This is a genomic window from Kluyvera sp. (assembly GCF_965301105.1).
On the sequence record NZ_CBDKZX010000013.1, the window covers coordinates 17102 to 38517 of the forward strand.

24 protein-coding genes are annotated in these 21416 nt (G+C 56.9%); 14 read left to right on the forward strand and 10 right to left on the reverse strand.

All coding sequences use genetic code 11. The features are described 5' to 3' along the window. Positions 1–4 precede the first annotated feature (4 nt). Positions 5–268 carry a GrxA family glutaredoxin gene (locus tag ACW14G_RS07705; RefSeq protein ID WP_064548642.1) on the reverse strand — a complete coding sequence of 88 codons (264 nt, stop codon included), beginning with the start codon at positions 266–268 and terminating at the stop codon, positions 5–7. Positions 269–477: 209 nt separating this feature from the next. On the opposite strand from ACW14G_RS07705, the gene ACW14G_RS07710 reads away from it, so the two are divergent. The 12 genes from ACW14G_RS07710 (at position 478) to ACW14G_RS07765 (ending at position 11830) form a co-directional block, all read left to right on the forward strand. Then, positions 478–756: a DUF1418 family protein gene (locus ACW14G_RS07710; protein ID WP_065355635.1), complete on the forward strand. Its 279-nt coding sequence runs from the start codon at positions 478–480 to the stop codon at positions 754–756. After that, complete coding sequence (gene nfsA / locus ACW14G_RS07715) at positions 740–1462, forward strand: oxygen-insensitive NADPH nitroreductase (protein ID WP_167576320.1); 723 nt, start codon at positions 740–742, stop codon at positions 1460–1462. Before ACW14G_RS07710 ends, nfsA begins: the two co-directional genes overlap by 17 nt. Positions 1463–1594: 132 nt before the next feature. Beyond that, positions 1595–2497, forward strand: coding sequence for a 30S ribosomal protein S6--L-glutamate ligase (rimK, locus tag ACW14G_RS07720; RefSeq protein WP_249022111.1), 903 nt, complete (start codon positions 1595–1597; stop codon positions 2495–2497). A gap of 128 nt (positions 2498–2625) precedes the next feature. Next, complete coding sequence (locus tag ACW14G_RS07725) at positions 2626–3105, forward strand: type III secretion system chaperone family protein (protein ID WP_065355637.1); 480 nt, start codon at positions 2626–2628, stop codon at positions 3103–3105. Between the two features lie 406 nt (positions 3106–3511). Further along, the gene (gene potF / locus ACW14G_RS07730) at positions 3512–4624 is read left to right on the forward strand and encodes a spermidine/putrescine ABC transporter substrate-binding protein PotF (protein WP_065355638.1); all 1113 of its coding nucleotides are present in this window, start codon (positions 3512–3514) and stop codon (positions 4622–4624) included. A gap of 123 nt (positions 4625–4747) precedes the next feature. Then, positions 4748–5881, forward strand: a complete 1134-nt coding sequence (gene potG / locus ACW14G_RS07735; RefSeq protein ID WP_455648553.1) for a putrescine ABC transporter ATP-binding subunit PotG — start codon at positions 4748–4750, stop codon at positions 5879–5881. 9 nt (positions 5882–5890) lie between these two features. Continuing rightward, positions 5891–6844 carry a putrescine ABC transporter permease PotH gene (gene potH, locus ACW14G_RS07740; RefSeq protein WP_064548656.1) on the forward strand — a complete coding sequence of 318 codons (954 nt, stop codon included), beginning with the start codon at positions 5891–5893 and terminating at the stop codon, positions 6842–6844. Next, positions 6841–7686 (forward strand): putrescine ABC transporter permease PotI, encoded by an 846-nt coding sequence (gene potI, locus ACW14G_RS07745; RefSeq protein ID WP_064548659.1) that lies wholly within the window; start codon positions 6841–6843, stop codon positions 7684–7686. Before potH ends, potI begins: the two co-directional genes overlap by 4 nt. A 60-nt stretch (positions 7687–7746) precedes the next feature. Further along, positions 7747–8235 carry a YbjO family protein gene (locus ACW14G_RS07750; RefSeq protein WP_064548662.1) on the forward strand — a complete coding sequence of 163 codons (489 nt, stop codon included), beginning with the start codon at positions 7747–7749 and terminating at the stop codon, positions 8233–8235. Positions 8236–8276: 41 nt separating this feature from the next. After that, positions 8277–9413, forward strand: coding sequence for a 23S rRNA (uracil(747)-C(5))-methyltransferase RlmC (gene rlmC, locus ACW14G_RS07755; protein WP_249022110.1), 1137 nt, complete (start codon positions 8277–8279; stop codon positions 9411–9413). A gap of 225 nt (positions 9414–9638) precedes the next feature. Then, positions 9639–10361, forward strand: a complete 723-nt coding sequence (locus ACW14G_RS07760) for a response regulator transcription factor (protein WP_249022109.1) — start codon at positions 9639–9641, stop codon at positions 10359–10361. Next, positions 10358–11830, forward strand: coding sequence for a sensor histidine kinase (locus tag ACW14G_RS07765; protein ID WP_163446972.1), 1473 nt, complete (start codon positions 10358–10360; stop codon positions 11828–11830). The genes ACW14G_RS07760 and ACW14G_RS07765 overlap by 4 nt, the downstream gene beginning before the upstream one ends. A gap of 45 nt (positions 11831–11875) precedes the next feature. On the opposite strand, the gene artJ is transcribed toward ACW14G_RS07765, so the two are convergent. The 6 genes from artJ to ACW14G_RS07795 form a co-directional block, all read right to left on the reverse strand. Then, positions 11876–12607 carry an arginine ABC transporter substrate-binding protein ArtJ gene (gene artJ / locus ACW14G_RS07770; protein ID WP_163446970.1) on the reverse strand — a complete coding sequence of 244 codons (732 nt, stop codon included), beginning with the start codon at positions 12605–12607 and terminating at the stop codon, positions 11876–11878. Between the two features lie 174 nt (positions 12608–12781). Next, on the reverse strand, positions 12782–13450 hold the full coding sequence (gene artM / locus ACW14G_RS07775) for an arginine ABC transporter permease ArtM (protein ID WP_167576316.1): 669 nt from the start codon (positions 13448–13450) through the stop codon (positions 12782–12784). Continuing rightward, positions 13450–14166: an arginine ABC transporter permease ArtQ gene (artQ, locus tag ACW14G_RS07780; protein ID WP_064548674.1), complete on the reverse strand. Its 717-nt coding sequence runs from the start codon at positions 14164–14166 to the stop codon at positions 13450–13452. The genes artM and artQ overlap by 1 nt, the downstream gene beginning before the upstream one ends. Before the next feature lie 6 nt (positions 14167–14172). Continuing rightward, entirely contained in the window at positions 14173–14904 is a 732-nt protein-coding gene (gene artI / locus ACW14G_RS07785; RefSeq protein ID WP_064548676.1) for an arginine ABC transporter substrate-binding protein ArtI, read from the reverse strand. Positions 14905–14921: 17 nt separating this feature from the next. Then, positions 14922–15650 carry an arginine ABC transporter ATP-binding protein ArtP gene (gene artP, locus ACW14G_RS07790; RefSeq protein WP_064548678.1) on the reverse strand — a complete coding sequence of 243 codons (729 nt, stop codon included), beginning with the start codon at positions 15648–15650 and terminating at the stop codon, positions 14922–14924. 311 nt (positions 15651–15961) lie between these two features. Beyond that, entirely contained in the window at positions 15962–16477 is a 516-nt protein-coding gene (locus ACW14G_RS07795; protein WP_249022108.1) for a lipoprotein, read from the reverse strand. 192 nt (positions 16478–16669) lie between these two features. On the opposite strand from ACW14G_RS07795, the gene ACW14G_RS07800 reads away from it, so the two are divergent. Both ACW14G_RS07800 and ACW14G_RS07805 read left to right on the forward strand, forming a co-directional pair. Continuing rightward, positions 16670–16993 carry a heavy metal-binding domain-containing protein gene (locus ACW14G_RS07800; protein ID WP_064548683.1) on the forward strand — a complete coding sequence of 108 codons (324 nt, stop codon included), beginning with the start codon at positions 16670–16672 and terminating at the stop codon, positions 16991–16993. Beyond that, the gene (locus tag ACW14G_RS07805) at positions 16990–17829 is read left to right on the forward strand and encodes an N-acetylmuramoyl-L-alanine amidase (RefSeq protein WP_163446968.1); all 840 of its coding nucleotides are present in this window, start codon (positions 16990–16992) and stop codon (positions 17827–17829) included. The genes ACW14G_RS07800 and ACW14G_RS07805 overlap by 4 nt, the downstream gene beginning before the upstream one ends. Before the next feature lie 3 nt (positions 17830–17832). Here ACW14G_RS07805 and ACW14G_RS07810 read toward each other — a convergent pair whose 3' ends face one another. From ACW14G_RS07810 to ltaE, 3 genes are all read right to left on the reverse strand, one after another. Continuing rightward, complete coding sequence (locus tag ACW14G_RS07810) at positions 17833–18846, reverse strand: NAD-dependent epimerase/dehydratase family protein (protein WP_065355729.1); 1014 nt, start codon at positions 18844–18846, stop codon at positions 17833–17835. Positions 18847–18933: 87 nt separating this feature from the next. Continuing rightward, entirely contained in the window at positions 18934–20376 is a 1443-nt protein-coding gene (locus ACW14G_RS07815) for a DUF2867 domain-containing protein (RefSeq protein ID WP_249022107.1), read from the reverse strand. Positions 20377–20386: 10 nt separating this feature from the next. Beyond that, complete coding sequence (ltaE, locus tag ACW14G_RS07820) at positions 20387–21388, reverse strand: low-specificity L-threonine aldolase (RefSeq protein ID WP_249022106.1); 1002 nt, start codon at positions 21386–21388, stop codon at positions 20387–20389. Between the last annotated feature and the right edge of the window lie 28 nt (positions 21389–21416).

The following is a 21416-nucleotide window of genomic DNA, read 5'->3' on the forward strand; positions in this document are numbered from 1 at the left end:
CGAATCAGGCAAACAGGCCCAGGTTCTCTTTCGCCCACGCTTCAAAATCGGTGCAGCCGCCGATGTGTTTCTGATCGACAAAAATCTGCGGCACGGTTTCAACCGGTTTACCCACCGTTTTTTCCAGATCGGCTTTGCTGATGCCTTCTGCGTGAATATCCACGTAACGGTAGTTAAAATCGTCGCGCTCCTGAGTCAGTTTCTCCGCCAGCTCTTTTGCACGAACGCAATAAGGGCAGCCCGGACGACCAAAAATTACGGTAAACATAGTGTCTCTCCTCAAACGAGCGGAATAATCAATGTGCCTGTCGGCGAATGGCGCTTATCATGCCGCGTCAGGGGACCAGGGGAAAGAAGGTTCTGCCTGTTGTTCTGATTCATCAAGGCTATGTTTGGCTAATTATTTTTCCCCGCTTACCGTTATACTCGAGCTGAATTGGCTATCAAAATACGCGACAGGTTCACAGGAGGAGAGGCATGCGTTCGCTGGGAGCACTACCGAAAAGCGTTTTAATTCTGGAGACCATCGGCATGATTGTGCTGGCGGTGGCATGGCTGTCGCTGAATCAGTACGTCACGCTGCCCGCGCCGTTCGCCAGCCCGCTGGCGGCGGTGGTGATGATCTTCGTGGGAATTGCGCTGATGCTGCCTGCCGCTGGCGTGCTATTTCTTGGCATAGCCCGCGCCGTAGCGCCGCAGCTGATGAATCCTGGCCAGTCGCGAAAAAAGGAAAACAAAGATGACACCGACCATTGAGGTATTGCTTAACCATCGCTCCATTCGTCAATTCACCGACGAACCGATTCGCGACGATCAGCGTCAGGCGATTATCGCCAGCGCCCAGGCAACGTCCAGCTCGAGCTTTTTGCAGTGTACATCGATTATTCGCATTACCGATAAGGCGATGCGCGAGCAGCTGGTCGGCCTGACCGGCGGGCAGCAGCACGTGGCGCAGGCGGCAGAATTCTGGGTATTCTGCGCCGATTTTAACCGTCATTTACAGATTTTCCCTGATGCGCAGCTGGGCCTGGCGGAACAACTGCTGTTGGGCGTGGTGGATACCGCGCTGATGGCGCAAAACGCGCTGACCGCGGCGGAGTCGCTGGGACTGGGGGGCGTGTATATCGGCGGGTTGCGTAATAACATCGAAACCGTGACCGAGCTGCTGGCGCTGCCAAAGCACGTGCTGCCGCTGTTTGGTCTGTGTCTGGGCTGGCCGGCGAGCCATCCGGATCTCAAGCCGCGTCTACCTGCCACGCTGTTGGTGCATGAAAACCACTACCAGCCGATGGATCGCGAAGTGCTGGCGCAGTACGACGAACAGCTGGCGCAGTATTATCTGTCGCGCAGCACCAACGCGCGCCGCGATACCTGGAGCGACCATATTCGCCGTACGTTGGTGAAAGAAAGTCGACCGTTTATTCTGGATTATCTCCACAAGCAGGGCTGGGCGACACGCTAAAGCATGCGTCACCCGAAGGCCCGATAAGCGCAACGCTATCGGGCTGAATCTTTGTCAGGGCGCATACATTCGGCCTGGGGAAAGCGGTATGCTACGTCGGCTTTTTTTACGGTCTTTTTGGAGAGGTAAAGGGTGAAAATCGCCATTTTATCCCGGGATGGAACGCTCTACTCGTGCAAACGTCTGCGCGAGGCCGCCCTTCGCCGTGGCCACATCGTCGAGATCCTCGACCCGCTTTCGTGCTACATGAATATCAATCCGTCGGCATCGTCTATTCATTATAAAGGGCGCCAGCTGCCGCATTATGACGCGGTGATCCCGCGTATCGGCTCGGCTATCACTTACTACGGCATGGCGGCGCTGCGTCAGTTTGAAATGTTGGGCAGCTACCCGCTCAACGAATCGGTAGCGATTACCCGCGCCCGTGACAAGCTGCGTTCGCTCCAGCTGCTGGCGCGCCAGGGCATCGACCTTCCGGTGACCGGTATTGCCCATTCGCCGGACGATACCAGCGATCTTATCGACATGGTCGGCGGCGCGCCGCTGGTGGTCAAGCTGGTGGAAGGGACGCAGGGAATCGGCGTGGTGCTGGCCGAAACGCGACAGGCGGCGGAGAGCGTGATTGACGCCTTTCGCGGGCTGAACGCGCATATCCTGGTGCAGGAATACATCAAAGAGGCCAAAGGGCGCGATATTCGCTGCCTGGTGGTGGGCAATCAGGTGGTGGCGGCAATTGAGCGACGGGCGAAGGAGGGCGATTTTCGCTCCAACCTGCATCGCGGCGGTGTCGCTACGGTGGCCGACATTACTCACGCCGAGCGCGAGATTGCTGTTAAGGCGGCTCAAACCCTGGGCCTCGACGTGGCGGGAGTGGATATCCTGCGCGCAGCGCGCGGACCGCTGGTGATGGAAGTGAACGCCTCGCCGGGGCTGGAAGGGGTGGAAACCACGACCGGTATCGATATTGCCGGAAAAATGATCGCGTGGATCGAGCAACAGGCACACCCTGGATTTTGCCTGAAAATCGGTGGCTAGTGCGGCTTTCATGGTATGTGACGCTTTTTTTGCGTAAGCTATATGGCAATCTGGTACTCAGGCCGGGCCCCGTCCCGGTCGTTTGTGTTTTATGAAATGTTACTTTACCGCATGAGGTCATAGGCAATATGGATTCTCTCGTCGTCCCGAGTCTGGATACGTTACGTCAGTGGCTCGACGAAATAGGCATGAGCTTTTTTGAGTGTGACACCTGTCAGGCGCTGCACCTGCCGCATATGCAAAATTTTGATGGCGTCTTCGATGCCAAAATTGACCTCATTGATAACGTCGTGCTCTTCTCGGCGCTGGCCGAGGTTAAGCCGTCTGCGCTGCTGGCGGTGGGGGCAGATCTGTCTGCGATTAACGCCAGCTCGCTGACCGTGAAAGCGTTCCTCGATATGCAGGATGATAATCTGCCAAAGCTGGTGGTTTGCCAGTCTTTATCCGCTGCGGTTGGGGTCAGCTTCGAACAGTTTGCGGCTTTCGTGCAGCAAAGCGAAGAGCAGGTCTCGATGGTCATCCTCGAGGCGTCCGCCCAGCAGCTGCTGTATAAGCCGGAAGAAGAAGAACAGCCGCCGGAAGATGTTCAATACCATTTTCTTCACTAATCCTCCCCGCTAAATAGCGCAGTCACTGCCATGGTGGCTGCGTATTACACGCTTTTATTCTGCTTTTAACCTTATTTTAAAGATTCTTTCACTACCTGATTGGCGCTTTTGGCTTATCAGATAGAGTGATCTTGCATAAAAAATTGATAAAAGGCGTTTTTTACGCTGACCTATAGCCTCCGGCTCGGGCTACAGTTATTCTTGCGACATATCGGTGCACCCCCTAATTATTGCTGGCAATACTCATTGTTGGCGAGAATTTTGCATCGATAGCGCGAGCAATGACTGCAGGGGAGCCCGGTCTCTTCTCTTTCATGCAGTACGAAAAAATATGCATGATTTCTGCATACTCTAAATTGCGTATATTTAGTCCGTTTGTTAACGGGCGACGAGAAGGATAAGAGATATGGCCGCCTTAAATAAAAAATGGTTAACAGGTCTGGTGACGGGGGCGCTGATGGCTGCCTCGGCAAGCGTGCTCGCTGCAGAACAAAAAACGCTGCATGTCTATAACTGGTCCGACTATATCGCGCCGGATACCGTGGCGAACTTCGAGAAAGAGACCGGGATTAAAGTCGTGTACGACGTATTCGACTCTAACGAAGTGCTGGAAGGGAAACTGATGGCAGGAAGCACCGGTTTTGACCTGGTGGTGCCGTCGGCAAGCTTCCTGGAACGCCAGCTCACTGCGGGGGTGTTCCAGCCGCTCGATAAGAGCAAGCTGCCAAACTGGAAAAATCTCGATCCGGAAGTCCTGAAGCTGGTCGCTAAGCACGACCCGGAGAATAAATACGCCATGCCTTACCTGTGGGCGACCACCGGTATTGGCTATAACGTTGATAAGGTCAAAGCCGTACTGGGCAAAGACGCGCCGCTGAACAGTTGGGATCTGGTGATGAAGCCAGAGAACCTCGAGAAGCTGAAGAGCTGCGGCGTCTCCTTCCTCGATGCGCCGGAAGAGATTTTTGCCACCGTGCTGAACTATCTGGGCAAAGATCCGAACAGCAGCAAGGCGGATGATTACACCGGCCCGGCAACCGACCTGCTGCTGAAGCTGCGCCCGAATATTCGCTACTTCCACTCCTCCCAGTACATTAACGATCTGGCTAACGGCGATATCTGCGTGGCCATCGGCTGGGCAGGCGACGTGTGGCAGGCGGCGAACCGTGCGAAAGAAGCGAAGAACGGCGTGAACGTCTCCTACTTCATTCCGAAAGAGGGGGCGCTGGCATTCTTTGACGTCTTCGCAATGCCTGCCGATGCGAAAAACAAAGACGAAGCCTATCAATTCCTCGATTACCTGATGCGTCCGGACGTGATTGCGCATATTAGCGACCACGTGTTCTACGCCAATGGCAACAAGGCTTCTACGCCGCTGGTGAGCGCGGAGATTCGCGACAATCCGGCGATTTACCCGCCGGCTGATGTCTTCGCCAAGCTGTTTACGCTGAAAGTCCAGGATCCCAAAATCGACCGCGTCAGAACGCGCGCATGGACCAAAGTGAAAAGCGGGAAATAATGCCGTTATGCACCGGGGCAGTGCAACTGCCCCAATCTGGACACCCACCACATGGCGGGTGTCCAGAGGTTGATATGACAACCGGGTCATATCGATATTCGTTTTTTGCCGGAGAGCACCAGATTGAACGACGCTATTCCCCGCCCACAGGCGAAAACCCGCAAAGCGCTCACCCCGCTGCTGGAAATCCGTAATCTGACTAAATCCTTCGACGGCCAGCACGCCGTGGATGACGTTAATCTCACTATCTATAAAGGCGAAATATTTGCGCTGCTGGGCGCTTCCGGCTGTGGGAAATCGACGCTGCTGCGCATGCTGGCGGGCTTTGAACAGCCAACCGCCGGGCAAATCGTGCTGGACGGCGTCGATCTGGCGCAGGTTCCGCCGTATCTGCGTCCGATTAACATGATGTTCCAGTCCTACGCGCTGTTTCCGCACATGACCGTCGAGCAAAACATCGCCTTTGGTCTTAAGCAGGACAAGCTGCCGAAGGCGGAAATTAGCGCCCGCGTCGCCGAGATGTTGGCGCTGGTGCACATGCAGGAGTTCGCGAAGCGTAAGCCGCACCAGCTTTCCGGCGGCCAGCGTCAGCGTGTGGCGCTGGCGCGAAGCCTCGCCAAACGTCCGAAACTGTTGCTGCTCGATGAACCGATGGGCGCATTAGATAAAAAGCTGCGTGACCGGATGCAGCTGGAAGTGGTTGATATTCTTGAACGTGTTGGCGCGACCTGCGTGATGGTCACCCACGACCAGGAAGAGGCCATGACCATGGCGGGCCGCATTGCCATTATGAACCGCGGTAAGTTTGTACAGATTGGCGAACCGGAAGAAATTTACGAACACCCGACCACCCGCTACAGCGCCGAGTTTATCGGCTCGGTCAACGTTTTCGAAGGGCTGCTGAAAGCGCGCGACGAAGACGGGCTGGTGATTGAGTCTCCGGGGCTGGTTCATCCGTTGAAGGTGGATGCGGATGCCTCGGTGGTCGATAACGTGCCAGTGTACGTGGCCTTACGCCCGGAAAAAATCATGCTCTGTGAAGATCCGCCAGCGGATGGTTACAACTTCTCCGTGGGGGAAGTTGAGCATATTGCTTACCTTGGCGATCTCTCCATTTATCACGTCCGCCTCAAAAGCGGCCAGATGATCAGCGCACAGCTGCAGAATGCTCACCGTTACCAGAAAGGGTTGCCGACCTGGGGCGATGAGGTCCGTCTGTGCTGGGAAGCCGATAGCTGCGTGGTGTTGACGGTTTAAGGAGGGGCTATGAGTACGTATGAACCACCGGCCCGTCCGCACAAACCGGGCGGCTTCGCCCTGTGGCTGGCGCGGGTCAACATGAAGCACGGGCGCAAGCTGGTGATCGCGCTGCCGTATGTGTGGCTGATCCTGCTGTTCCTGCTGCCGTTCCTGATTGTGTTTAAAATCAGTCTGGCGGAAATGGCGCGGGCGATCCCGCCGTATACCGACCTGATGGAGTGGGCCGACGGCCAGCTGACGATCGCGCTGAACTTTGGCAATTTCCTGCAATTGACCGACGACCCGCTCTATTTTGAAGCGTATCTCCAGTCGTTACAGGTTGCCGCCATTTCGACGATCTGCTGCCTGCTGCTTGGTTACCCGCTGGCGTGGGCGGTAGCGCACAGCAAGCCGTCAACGCGAAATATTCTGCTGCTGCTGGTGATTCTGCCGTCGTGGACCTCGTTCCTGATCCGCGTGTACGCGTGGATGGGGATCCTGAAAAACAACGGCGTGTTGAATAATTTCCTGATGTGGCTGGGGGTAATCGATCAGCCTCTGACTATTCTGCACACCAATCTCGCGGTCTACATCGGCATTGTCTACGCCTATCTGCCGTTTATGGTGTTGCCTATTTACACCGCGCTGACCCGCATTGACTATTCGTTGGTTGAGGCCTCGCTGGATCTTGGCGCTCGCCCGCTGAAAACCTTCTTCAGCGTGATTGTGCCACTCACCAAGGGGGGGATTATCGCCGGTTCGATGCTGGTGTTTATTCCGGCGGTAGGGGAGTTTGTGATCCCGGAACTGCTCGGCGGCCCGGACAGTATTATGATTGGCCGCGTGTTGTGGCAGGAGTTCTTCAACAACCGCGACTGGCCGGTGGCCTCGGCGGTGGCGATCGTCATGCTGCTGCTGTTGATCGTGCCGATCATGTGGTTCCATAAATATCAGCAAAAACAGATGGGGGACCACGGATGAACAATCTACCGGTCGTCCGCTCACCGTGGCGGATCCTGATTCTGGTGCTTGGCTTTACCTTCCTGTACGCGCCGATGCTGATGCTGGTGATCTACTCGTTTAACAGCTCGAAGCTGGTCACCGTGTGGGCTGGCTGGTCGACGCGCTGGTACGGCGAGCTGTTCCGTGACGATGCGATGATGAGCGCGGTGGGGCTGAGCCTGACCATTGCCGCAGCGGCCGCCACGGCGGCGGCGGTGCTTGGCACCATTGCCGCGATGGTGATGGTTCGCTTTGGCCGTTTCCGCGGTGCCAATGGTTTTGCCTTTATGATCACCGCACCGCTGGTAATGCCGGACGTCATTACCGGATTGTCGCTGCTGCTGCTGTTCGTCGCCCTGGCGCACGCCATCGGCTGGCCGGCGGATCGTGGCATGCTGACCATCTGGCTGGCGCACGTGACCTTCTGTACCGCCTACGTGGCAGTGGTGATCTCCTCGCGACTGCGCGAGCTGGATCGCTCCATTGAGGAGGCGGCGATGGATCTTGGCGCCACGCCGCTGAAGGTGTTTTTCGTGATTACGCTGCCGATGATTATGCCGGCTGTCGTTTCCGGCTGGCTGCTGGCCTTTACGTTGTCGTTGGACGATCTGGTGATTGCCAGCTTCGTCTCCGGCCCGGGAGCGACGACCTTGCCAATGCTGGTCTTCTCCAGCGTGCGTATGGGGGTGAATCCGGAGATTAACGCTTTGGCGTCGCTGATCCTCGGCGTGGTCGGAATTGTCGGATTTATCGCCTGGTATTTGATGGCGCGCGCGGAAAAACAACGGGTGCGTGATATCCAGCGTGCAAGACGCGGATAATCCACTTAAAATCGATACGGATATGCAGTCGATGCCGCGAACTTTCGCGGCATCGTTTTCATGGAAGGCGATACATTGGAACTGTTTACTCGAAGCCGTCGGTCGCACGCCCGTCTGAATGTTCCTGCTTTAGTGCAGGTGGCCGCGCTCGCCATTATTTTAATCCGCTGTCTCGACCTGTTGATGGTGTTCAACCTGTTGGGACTAAGTGGGATAGGCGAATTTATTCATCGCAGCGTCCAGACCTGGTCGCTGACGCTGGTGTTTCTCTCCAGTCTGGTGCTGGTGTTTATCGAGATTGCCTGCGCCTTTTCGCTGGTCAAAGGGCGCAACTGGGCGCGCTGGGTTTATCTGCTAACGCAGGTGATTGCCGCCAGCTACCTGTGGGCGGCCTCGCTGGGTTACGGCTACCCGGAGCTGTTCAGCATTGCCGGTGAATCGAAGCGCGAAATCTTCCGCTCGCTGGTGATGCAAAAAATGCCGGATCTGCTGGTTTTATGCCTGCTTTTCGTCCCCGCCGCCTCCCGGCGATTTTTCCGCTTACAATAACGGTGATACAATCCACGCCCCATTCGTCTCAAGGTTTTTCTATGCAGTGCGCACTTTATGATGCCGACCGCTGTCGTTCCTGCCAGTGGATTGAGCGGCCCATCGCCGAACAGCTTGCCGCTAAAATGGCCGATCTCCAGACGCTGCTGGCGGATTCTACCGTCGGCGACTGGTGCGCACCCGTCTGCGGGCCGGAGCAGGCTTTTCGCAATAAAGCCAAAATGGTGGTCAGCGGCAGCGTAGAGCGCCCGCTGCTCGGCATGCTGCATCGAGACGGCACGCCGGAAGATTTAACCGATTGTCCTCTTTATCCGCCGTCGTTCGCGCCGGTGTTCGCCACGCTTAAGCCGTTTATTGCCCGGGCGGGCCTAACGCCGTACAACGTGGCGCGCAAGCGCGGTGAACTGAAGTATTTACTGTTGACGGAAAGCCAGCTCGACGGTGGGATGATGCTGCGCTTCGTACTGCGGTCAGAAACCAAGCTGGAACAGCTGCGCGCCGCGCTGCCGTGGCTACAGGCGCAACTGCCGCAGTTGAAGGTGATCACCGCGAACATCCAGCCGGTGCATATGGCGATTATGGAAGGCGAGCAGGAGATTTTCTTTACCGAACAGCAGGCGCTGGCGGAGCGTTTTAACGGCGTGCCGCTGTGGATCCGCCCACAAAGCTTTTTCCAGACCAACCCAACGGTGGCCAGCGCGTTATACGCTACCGCGCGTGACTGGGTACGGGCGCTGCCGGTGAATCACATGTGGGACCTGTTCTGCGGCGTGGGCGGCTTTGGCCTGCACTGCGCGACGCCGGAGATGACCCTGACCGGCATTGAGATTGCCCCGGAAGCCATTGCCTGTGCGAAGCAGTCGGCGGCAGAGTTGGGGTTGGACAAGCTGCATTTCCAGGCGCTGGACTCCACGCAATTTGCCACCGCCCAGGCGGATATTCCGCAACTGGTGCTGGTCAACCCGCCGCGCCGGGGCATTGGTAAAGCGTTGTGCGACTATCTCAGCGAGATGGCGCCGCAGTATATTATTTACTCCAGCTGCAACGCGCAGACGATGGCAAAAGACATTACCCACCTGCCGGGATACCGGATCGAAAAAGTACAGCTGTTCGATATGTTCCCGCATACCGCGCACTATGAGGTGTTGACGCTGCTGGTTAAGAGCCTATCCCATTAGGCTATTTTATTCGCCATTTTGGGGCCGGGCAGTGCTCGAAATCCTCACGTACTACGTGTACGCTCCGGTTTTTGCGCGCTGTCCGGCCCCAAACTGGCTTCAACAATTACGCCTACTGGGATAGGCTCTAAGCGTTAAGCCTTCACTCCCGGAAGTTTAAATAAAATGTGATAACTCGTGACGCTCGCCTGAGTTAAGCTTGAAAAAAAGCGTAGGTGGAGCGTCATGAATAACGCAAAAAAAATCTTACTGGTGGAAGATGACCAGGATATTGCAACCCTGTTGCGCCTGAATTTGCAGGATGAGGGCTATCAGATTGTGCATGAGGCCGACGGCGCACGCGCGCTGCTTCAGCTTGATCAGAGCGTATGGGACGCAGTGATTCTTGACTTAATGCTGCCCGGCGTTGACGGGCTGGAGATCTGTCGCCGTATTCGGCAGATGACGCGCTATTTGCCAGTGATTATTATCAGCGCCCGCACCAGCGAAACGCACCGCGTGCTGGGGCTGGAGACGGGGGCTGACGATTATCTGCCGAAACCGTTTTCAGTGCTGGAACTGGTTGCCCGTGTCAAAGCGCTGTTTCGTCGTCAGGAGGCGATGGGGCAAAGTATCCGTCTGGAAAGCGGGGCGATTGCCAGCCATGGTCTGACTATCGATCCGCTCTCCCGCGAGGTACGACTGCATGGGGAGTCAATCGAGCTTACGCCGCGAGAATTCGACCTGTTGTACTGGTTTGCGCGCCATCCTGGCGAGGTCTTCTCGCGCCTGTCGCTGTTGGAAAACGTCTGGGGCTATCAGCACGAAGGCTATGAACACACCGTCAACACCCATATCAATCGCCTGCGGATCAAAATAGAGAAGGATCCGGCCGAGCCGGAGATCATCCTCACCGTCTGGGGAAAAGGCTATAAGTTCGCCACTGACAAACCGGAGTCTGCGCCATGAATCGACGGCTGAGCCTGAGCCAGCGTCTGACGCTGGTCTTCACCGCCATCCTGCTGCTGTGTGCGATCGCCGCTTGCAGCATACAGCTGTATAACAGCAACCAGTACGGTAATGCGATGGTGCAGCGTCTCTCCTCCGGGCTGGCGCAGCAGATTGTCAACCGCGAGCCGCTGCTGGAAGCGCGCGGCGAGGTGAATGGTCAGACCCTGAAAATGCTGTTCGATCGGCTGATGACCTTCAATCCCAGCGTCGAGCTCTATCTTCTGTCGCCCGAAGGCACGATTATCGCCGATGCGGCGCCGCCCGGACACATCAAGCGCCAGCAGCTCGACATTGAACCGGTAAAAACCTTCCTGAGCGGCGCTGCCTGGCCGGTGTACGGCGACGACCCGCGCAATCTGAATAAACGCAAGGTCTTCAGCGCAGCGCCGGTGATGCAAAACGGCAATCTGCGCGGCTATCTTTATATCGTCCTCGAAGGAGAAAATTTCAACGCGCTGGCGGAGAGCGCCTGGCAGAAAACGCTGTGGAGCACCGTGGTCTGGTCGCTGCTGCTGGTGGCGCTGTTTGGCCTGCTGGCGGGGTTGATGATCTGGTACTGGGTTACCCGCCCGGTACGCCAGCTTACCGCAGATGTTGAGGGGCTGGACCGGGACAGTATCAGCGCTATCCGGCAACTCGCTCAGCAACCGCTGGAGGGGGATTCCTCGAACGAGGTGGCGATTCTGCGCAACACCTTTATCGAGCTGGCGCGCAAAATTGCCGGTCAGTGGGACCAGCTTTCTGACAGCGATCGGCAGCGCCGCGAGTTTATCGCCAATATCTCCCACGACCTGCGCACGCCGCTGACTTCGCTGTTGGGGTATCTGGAGACGCTTTCGCTGAAGGCCGATACCCTGACGCCGGAGGATAATCGTCAGTATCTGGCGATTGCGCTGCGCCAGGGGCAAAAGGTACGCCATCTGTCACAGCAATTGTTTGAGCTGGCAAAATTGGAGCACGGCGGCATCAAGCCGCAGCGGGAACCTTTTGCCATCGGTGAGCTGCTGCAGGATGTGGCGCAAAAATTCGATCTGGCGATTGAAACGCGCCGACTCACGCTGAAGGTTGAGATCCCGCGCGCGCTGCCGTTACTGAATGCCGACGTTTCGATGATTGAACGAGTCGTCACGAATCTGCTGGATAACGCCGTGCGCCATACGCCGCCGGGTGGCACGGTGATGCTGCGCGTGTGGCAGGAAAATGAACGCCTGCAGGTCGAGGTGGCGGACAGCGGGCCGGGCGTCGAGGCGGCTTTGCGGGAACAGCTCTTCCAGCGTCCTTCCGCGTTAAGCCCGCAGAGTGCGCGTGAAAACCGCGGAGGCTTGGGATTGCTGATCGTTCGCAGGATGCTGGAGCTGCATGGCGGCAGTATTCGTCTGGTCGACGCGGCGGCGGGCGCCTGTTTTCGCTTTTTCGTGCCGCTGTAGAGTAATGAACCCGGTAAGCAGGGCGCTTACCGGGATAAAGATGGCTTACTCAGCAAACCACTTATCGTTAATTTTCTGGTAGGTACCGTCGGCTTTAATCGCTTTCAACGCGCCGTTCAGTTTTTCCAGCAGCGCTTTGTTATCCGGACGTACCGCAATGCCGAGGCCGATGCCGAAGTACTGCGGGTCGGTTACTTTCTCGGTCGCGGTACCCAGCTGCGGGTTGGTTTTCAGCCACTCGTTGACCACCGCGGTGTCGCCAAACACGCCGTCGATACGGCCATTTTTCAGGTCGATAATCGCATTCTGGTAGCTGTCGTAGGCCACGGTTTTGACTTCCGGATGCTTGTCCATCAGGTATTTCTGGTGGGTGGTACCGTTTTCCATACCGATGCGCTTGCCTTTCAGATCGTCAAAGCTTTTGAACTCACCTTTTTTAGCAATAACCAGCGCGGAGTTAGCGTAGTAGGCGTCGGTAAAGGCCACCTGCTTGCTACGTTCCGGCGTGATGTCCATACCGGAAATCACCGCGTCATATTTCTTGAACTTCAGCGCCGGAATCAGGCTGTCGAACGCATGGTTAGTGAAAGTACATTCGGCCTGCATCTGCTTACACAGCGCGTTGGCGAGATCGATATCGAAGCCGACAATCTGGTTGTTGGCATCCATGGATTCAAACGGCGGGTAGGTCGCGGAAACGCCGAAGCTGATTTTTTCTGCGGCCTGAGCGCCGAAGGTTACGGTGGCCAGTAAGGCGGCCAATACTAATTTTTTCATGGATGAGCTCCTGTCTGTCTCGCTTATAGAATGCTGCCCTGCGTGTGGCATGGAGTTACAATGCCATTATGTGAATTTATATGCAATATATTTGATTAAATATTTTATTGACGGTGAAAAAAAACGGATAGGCCAGAGGCTTATCCGTTTTATGTTTTAATGATTATGCAAAAATCAGTTGCGACGCTCGAAGGCCAGCGCTTTACGCTCAATCAGGCGCATCAACAGCGTCAGCAGGCCGTTCACAACGAGGTAGACCAGCCCGGCGGCACCAAATACCATCACATCGTAGGTGCGGCCATAAAGCAGCTGCCCGTGGCCCATCACTTCCATCAGCGTAATGGTGTAGGCCAGAGAGGTACTCTTGAACACCAGCACCACTTCGTTGGAGTAAGAGGAGAGCGCGCGTTTAAAGGCGTAAGGCAGCAGAATCGCCAGCGTATCTTTCTTACTCATTCCCAGCGCATTACACGACTGCCACTGGCCTTCCGGGATGGCGCGAATGGCCCCGAAGAACAGCTGCGTGGTATAGGCGGCGCTGTTTAGCGACAGGGCAATCAGCGCACACAGCCACGGTTCCGAGAGCAAATGCCACAGTACCGGGTAGTTCTGCAGCGTTGGGAACTGGCCGGGGCCGTAGTAGATCAGGAAGATCTGTACCAGCAGCGGCGTGCCGGTAAACAGCGTAATGTAGCCGCGAACCACCCACACCAGCACCGGCGTCTTCAGCGTCAGAATGATGGTGAAAATCAACGCCAGTACCAGCGCCACCACGATAGAGGCGACGGTCAGCGTCAGGCTGGTGTGCAGCCCTTTCATCAGTTCCGGTAAATACTCGAGCATCAGCCTGGTCTCCGTTCAAAGCGAGTGGTACGCAGGTCAATGCGTTTGAGAATGTACTGGCTGAGCAGGGTAATCACCAGGTAAATGGCTGCCGCCACGATGTACCAGGTAAACGGCTCCTGGGTACGGGTGGCAATGCTTTTGGTTTGCAGCATCAGGTCGTTCACGCTAATCAGCGAGACCAGCGCGGTATCCTTCAGCAGCACCAGCCACTGGTTACCCAGCCCCGGCAACGCGTGACGCCACATCTGCGGCATCACCAGGCGGAAGAAGATGGCGCTTTTCGACAGCCCCAGCGCCTGGCCGGACTCCCACTGGCCTACCGGCACCGCTTTCAGCGCGCCGCGCAGCGTTTGCGAGGCGTAGGCGGCGTAGAGCAGGGAGAGGGCAATCACGCCGCACAGGAACGGGCTGACGTCAAAGTTTTCAATCTGCATCTGCACCGGAATCTGCACGAAACCGAGGTTGATGCTAAACCCATCGGACAGCGTCAGCAGCAGCTGTGAAGAGCCGAAGTAGATAAACAGCACCACCAGAATTTCCGGCAGGCCGCGTAGCACCGTGACCAGCGCGGAGCCGATCCATGCGATCGGGCGCCATTTTACCGACTCCCATACCGCAAAGAACATCGCCAGCGCGAGCCCGATAATCAGTGCACAAATGGCAAGGCCGACGGTCATGCCGGCGGCGCTTGCTAAAGGAAACATTTCGTTCATCAAGTCTTACTTCTGGAACCATTTCGCGTAGATGGTTTGGTAAGTGCCATCTTTCTTCACTTTTTCCAGCGCAGCGTTGAATTTCTGCTGCAGCTCGGTGTTGCCCTGACGCACGGCAATGCCCAGACCGGTACCGAAGTAGCCTTTATCGGTGACTTTGTCGCCAACGGCCGCCAGCTTGTCGTTCGCTTTCAGCCATTCGGTGACCACCGCAGTGTCGCCGAAGACGGCATCAATACGACCGTTTTGCAGATCCAGTTTAGCGTTCTGGTAGCTGTCGTAAGGCACGGTGGTGATTTCCGGATGTTTATCCATGATGAATTTCTGGTGGGTGGTGCCGTTCTGCACGCCCACTTTTTTGCCTTTCAGCTGGTCGACGCCGGTAAATTTACCTTTCACGCCCACGAACAGCGCGGAATTGTCGTAATACGGGGTGGTGAACAGCACCTGCTTTTCACGTTCCGGCGTGATATCCATACCGGCCATGACCGCGTCGATGCGGCGGAACTTCAGGCTTGGGATCAGGCTATCGAAAGACTGGTTGCTGAAGGTACAGGTTGCGTCGATCTCTTTACACAGCGCATTCGCCAGATCCACGTCGAAGCCGACGATCTGGTTGTTAGCGTCCATCGACTCAAACGGAGGATAAGAAGCTTCGGTGGCGAAACGGATGGTTTGAGCAGCACCAGCGGAGAGGCTAACGCTAGCAAGCAGCGCGGCAATCAGTACTTTTTTCATCGTCATTGTCCTGAATCTCAGTGAGAAAGATAACTTCTAAATGCATCAGTCTGTGGGCTGTTAAAGCAGCTTGCATCGCCTTGTTCGACGATATAACCGTTTTCCATGTACACCACGCGGCTGGCCGTTTTACGCGCCACTTCCACTTCGTGGGTGACGATCACCTGGGTAATGTTGGTTTCCGCCAGTTCATGAATGATGCTGACGATCTGGGCGGTAATTTCCGGGTCGAGCGCCGCGGTCGGTTCATCAAACAGCAGCACCTGCGGCTCCATCATCAGCGCACGGGCAATCGCCACGCGCTGCTGCTGGCCGCCGGAGAGGTGCAGGGGGTAACGGTCGCTGAACGGCTTGAGGCGTAAACGCTCGAGCAGTTTTTCGGCGCGGGCCATCGCGCTATCTTTGCTTAAACCGAGCACGCGGCACGGCGCTTCAATCAGGTTCTGTACCACCGTCAGGTGCGGCCACAGGTTGTACTGCTGGAAGACCATCCCTACGTTTTGACGCAGTTCGCGAATCGCCTTGTCTGACGGGGTTTTAGCAAAATCGAAATGGTTACCCGCAATCGCCAGGGTACCGGATTTCGGCATCTCCAGCAGATTCAGCACGCGCAGCAGTGAGCTTTTGCCCGCGCCGCTAGGGCCAAGCAGTACCAGCGTTTCGCCCTCCGGGCACTGTAGCGTGATGTCGAACAGCGCCTGATGCGCGCCATAAAAGCAGTTAATGCCGTCTAATTTAATGCTCATTGATACCCGTCACGAAAGAGTTGTTCTCGCCCTGGAAACGCCAGGTGCTTACTCTGCTGCCGCTCTTCTATTTCCCCGCTGAAGGTATCAGCCATAGAGGAATTATCAGCAATTGAGGCCGCAAATAGTACCTTTGACAGAATAGTTATGCAATATTTGTGCGTTAAAACTTAAATATAAACCAACTTTTCTTTTAAAGTTAGCACAAAATAACGGTCGGGGTGGGCGAGGGGTATAAATGTCGGCATTCCTGGAGGAATGCCAGACATTTTGCCGGGATAAGCGATTTAGCAGGATTTGTTTACACTTTATTAACGTTTCTCGAGAGATTGACGCAACGTACCGGCTGGCGCATGGCTGTTGTTGCCAAGGTAGCGCACATCGTCCACCGTCCAGCACTGGCCTTCCCGAATCATCAGCACTTCATCTTTCCAGCTCTGGGTTCCCTGTTTTAAATCGACGCGCAGCGGAATATTGCGGGCATCGGTATTCGGGATAGTCGAGGCGCTAGCCACGCTTGCCGAATCAGGCGCCGTGGCGCTGCTGGAGAACAGGCCGGACTGCATCAGCGAACGTTTGCTGGCATCCTGGCTGCTCTCGTTCAGCAGTTTGGCCAGGCCGTCGCTGAGGTAAGGGCGCAGGGCGTTAATATCGCTGGTCCGGCGCTGGATCTGGTCGTCGTAAAATTTTTGTGCCACGGTATCCGGGCCGCCTTCTACACATTGCCCGACGCGCGTGCCGGTATCTTTGTAGGCTGGTGTTACGGTGGTGCAGGCGCTCAGCAGCAGCGCGGCGGGAAGAATAAGTGCAAGGTTGGTGTAACGCATAGTGATTCCTTGTTAGCTGTCTCAACATTAGTCGCTTCTACGCCGTCCACGGGCGTATCAACCGCCGCCATGCAGCGGGCGCGATTTACGTATACGATAATGAAGTAATCCCTTTTCAAGCATAGCGTATCGGTCCGATAATGCGTTTAGCGCTGAGAGCTAAGGCATTGAACGTTAAAGAAGGAGCTGTCCATGCAATTTTCAACTACCCCCACCCTTGAAGGGCAAACGATCGTCGAATACTGCGGCGTGGTCACCGGAGAGGCGATTTTAGGCGCCAACATTTTCCGCGATTTCTTCGCCGGTATCCGCGACATCGTCGGCGGTCGCTCGGGGGCATACGAAAAAGAGCTGCGCAAAGCGCGCGAAATTGCTTTTAAAGAGTTGGGCGAGCAGGCCGCGGCGCTGGGTGCCGACGCGGTTGTGGGCATTGATATTGATTATGAAACCGTGGGTAAAGACAGCAGTATGCTGATGGTCAGCGTGAGCGGTACGGCGGTCAAAACGCGCAGATGAAACGTTTTCTGACGATCGTGATGCTGGCGGTGCTGCTGGCGGGGTGTGCGAGTAAAGAAGAGAAAAAAGCGGTTATCGAGAAACCTGACTATGTACTCGATACCAGCCGTTCGGCCCCGGCGGCATATCCGCGCATTAAAATGCTGGTCATCCACTATACGGCGGACGATTTTGACGTCTCGCTCACGGCGCTGACCGGCAAGGATGTCAGCGTCCATTATCTCATTCCCGCCGTGCCGCCGCTGGTACGCGGCAAGCCGCGAATCTGGCAGCTGGTGCCGGAGTCAGAGCTAGCCTGGCATGCAGGCGCGAGTTTCTGGCGCGGGGCAACCCGTATTAACGATACCTCTATCGGTATTGAGCTGGAAAACCGTGGCTGGCAGAAGTCGGAGGGGACGAAGTTCTTCACGCCGTTTGAACCGGCGCAAATCCAGGCGCTGGTGCCGTTGGCGAAGGACATTATCAAACGCTACAACATCGAACCGCAAAACGTGGTCGCGCATTCGGATATCGCGCCGCAGCGTAAGGACGATCCCGGTCCGTTATTCCCATGGCAATCGCTGGCGCAGCAGGGTATCGGCGCGTGGCCGGATGCCAGCCGCGTGGCCTTCTATCTGAACGGTCGCTCGCCGAATGCGCCGATTGCCTCGTATACCCTGCTGGACCTGCTGGCGCGCTATGGCTATGAGGTCAAACCAAATATGACGCGGCTCCAGCAGATGCGGGTGATTGCGGCCTTCCAGATGCACTTCCGCCCGGCGCGCTATGACGGCGTCGCGGATATGGAGAGTCTGGCGATTGCCGAGGCGTTGCTGGAGAAATATGGCCAGGGCTAAGCCCTAGCGATGCAGCTTGCCGTGATCTTCGAGCCAGGCGGCGGTACGCACGATGCCGTCGTCCAGCGACACAATCGGCTCGTAGCCCAGCTCTTCGCGGGCGCGGCTGATGTCCAGGGTAAAGTCGAAGTTCAGCTTCGACACACCGTAGTGGGTCAGCGACGGCTCTTTGGCTTTTTTATCGCCAAAGCGTTCCATGCTGCGCGCAATCATATCCAGCATCGGATAAGGCACGGAACGAATGCGGCAAGCAATGTCCAGCTCGTCTATTAGCCGCTCAACGATGCTTCGCAGCGTGCGCGGCTCGCCGTTGGTGATGTTGTAAGCGCGGCCGGAAGGCAGACCGTCACAGCGCGGTTGGCTGGCGAGCCACATAGCGTGGGCGGCGTTTTCGTAGTAGGTCATGTCAACCATCGCGTGGCCGCCGCGCGGCAGCAGCACGCTGCCGTAATGGTGCATCATCTGCGCGAGGCGCGGGATAAACACCTTATCGTGCGGGCCAAACACGCTCTGTGGGCGCAGAATAGTAAAGCGCGTGTTCGGGTTGGCCTGCGCCAGCAGCTGGATCACCTCTTCGCTGGCGGCTTTACTGCGGGCGAACTCGTTGGCAAAACGGTGCGGGCGGAAATCTTCTTTGATATCCCGATGGTGGTGATAGTCAAAGTAGAGTGACGGCGAAGAAATATGGATAAAGTTGCGCACCCCCCAGGCGACGGCCCATTCGCCGAGGCGGCGGGTGGCACGGACGTTGGCGAGGTCGAAGGCGGCCTGGGTGCCCCACGGTGAAGTAAAGCTGGAGCAGTGCCACAGCGTGTCAACGCCCGCCAGCATCACTTTGGCCTGAGAGGAGACCAGTTCGGTCAGGTCGGCATGGACGAATTCGGCGCCCATTTTTTCCAGCAGTTTGCCCATCGCTTCATTGCGACCGCTCGCTCTGACGCTAATGCCCTTGCGGCGCAGATACTCAACTGCGTTTCTGCCTAATCCGCTCGTGGCGCCGGTGACCAGTACCTTCATAATCATCCACAGTGTTAAAAAAGAGTTTCGTGCGCATTCTTCCGTTTATTTCACTTGTATGCAATGGGAAACTAAGACGAAAAAGGGTTATTGCGCACTTTTTCCTGTGACTTCTTCTGCCAGACGGGCAATGCGCCGCGCCATTCCGCGAAAGATGAACAGATGTGCTGGAATCATCAACAGCCAGTAGATTAATCCTGGCATACCGTGCGGATGCCACCAGGCGCGCACGTCAAGTTCGCGATGAGTGCCTTTGTCGACCAGCGTAAAGCTAAGACGCCCGAGCCCCGGCGCTTTCATGCCAAACAGCAGCGTCAGCGCTTTTTCCGGTTCGACGATAATCACCTTCCAGCTGTCGACCATGTCGCCGGGCTGGAGCAGTGGGTGCGCGGGGCGACCTTTGGCGAGCCGGTGCCCGACCAGCAGATCCATCGCCGCGCGGGTTTTCCACAGCGCGTTGCCAAAGAAATAGCCCTCTTTGCCGCCGAGACGGTTAACCACTTCCCACAGCGCCGACAGGCTTGCCTGAGTGCTGACGGTGAAGCCTGCCTGCTTGGCAAAGAAGCCGTACTCAGGACGCCAGCGGGCGAAGGCCTGCGCGTCGTAGCCCCAGTCGCTGGAGTTGGCCAGTTTTTTCTCTTCCTCCAGCGTGCGGCGTACCGCTTCATCGAAGGGGACTAAGGTTTGCGGGATCAGCGTGCGCAGCGCGCGATCGTCGGCCAGCAGATCGTGTTTTAATCCCTGGATCAGCGCTTTGGCGATTGTCGGCGGTACTGAGGTGATCACGTTCAGAAACCAGACCGAGATCCAGCTCGTGGGGAAGGGGATGGGAATCAGCGGCCGATGACGACCGCTGACGGCCATAAAATGTTCGAACTGCTGCTGATAGGTCAGCTCTTCCGGCCCGGCGGTCTCAAACACGCGGTGTTCTGCGGACGGGTGGTTGAGCAGTTCGACCAGGTAAACCAGCAGATTCTCCAGCGCAATCGGCGTGGTGCGCGAACGGACCCAGCGCGGCGGCGTCAGCACCGGCAGGTTGTAGACCATATCGCGCATCACTTCGAAGGCGGCGGAGCCCGCGCCAACGATAATCCCGGCGCGCAGCTCGCTGACCGGCACGCCTGCGTCGCGCAGGATATTGCCGGTAAGCTGCCGGGCGCGCAGGTGCGGCGACTGCTGGTGCTCTGGCGCTTGTAGCGAGCTGAGGAAAATCACCTGCTTAACGGGGGTAATCCGCAGCGCGTCGCGGACGTTTTCCGCCACCCGACGTTCATGGCGAATAAAATCCTGACTTTCACCCATGCCGTGAACGAGGTAGTAAACGGTATCCACGCCGTTCAACAGCCGGGCAATATCGCCGTTTTTTTCCAGGTCAACGGAATAGCAAGTCACCCCGGCAAGCTGTAGCTTCTGGAGTCGTTCAATACGACGTGCCACCGCCCGGACGGTATAGCCGCGCAGGCTTAATTCAGTGACCAGATGCTGGCCAATATAGCCGCTGGCCCCAAACACCAAAATAGTCTGTGACACGCCGAACTCCTTATCGCGCTAAAAAGGTTTTCCAGTGGGCAACCACTTCCGTGAGTTGCTCACGATTGACGTCCAGATGCGTGACCAGCCGCACGATGGGCGAGGCGTTGATCAGCACGCCGCGCGCCTGCATAAACTCCCCCAGTGCGGCAGCGTTTTCTTCGCCCACGCGGACGAATAGCATATTGGTATCGTGACGCATGACGTCGGCGCCAATCTCACGCAGCGCAGCGGCAAGCCAGGCGGCATTGTCATGATCGTCCTGCAGACGCGCGACGTTGTTTTGCAGCGCATACAGTCCTGCCGCCGCCAGAATACCGGCCTGGCGCATACCGCCGCCGGTCATCTTCCGCCAGCGGTTGGCGCGTTTAATGTAGTCATGATTCCCGACCAGCAGCGAGCCGACCGGCGTGCCCAGCCCTTTGGACAGGCAGATGGTGAACGAGTCGCAGTATTGGGCGATATCTTTTAGCTCACAGCCGTAGCTAACCAGCGCGTTGAAGATACGCGCCCCGTCGACATGCAGCGCCAGGCCGCGTTCGCGGGTAAATTCCCAAGCCGATTTAAGATACTCGCGCGGCAGTACCTTGCCGTTGTGGGTATTTTCAATGCTCAGAAGTTTGGTGCGCGCGAAGTGGATATCGTCGGCTTTAATTTTTGCCGCCACTTTATCCAGCGGCAGCGTACCGTCGCTGGCAGCGTCAATCGGCTGCGGCTGAATGCTGCCCAGCACCGCCGCGCCGCCCGCTTCATACAGATAATTATGTGCCCCCTGGCCGACGATGTACTCCTCGCCGCGTTCGCAGTGGCTCAGCAGCGCCACCAGGTTGGCCTGGGTGCCGGTAGGCAGGAACAGGGCTGCCTCTTTGCCCGCCAGTTCGGCAGCGTACTGCTGAAGGGCGTTAACGGTAGGATCGTCACCATAGACGTCATCACCGACCGGCGCGGCCATCATCGTTTCGAGCATGGCGCGCGTCGGGCGGGTTACGGTATCACTGCGTAAATCAATCACGGCATTTCCTTTTTAAACTCGGAAGAAT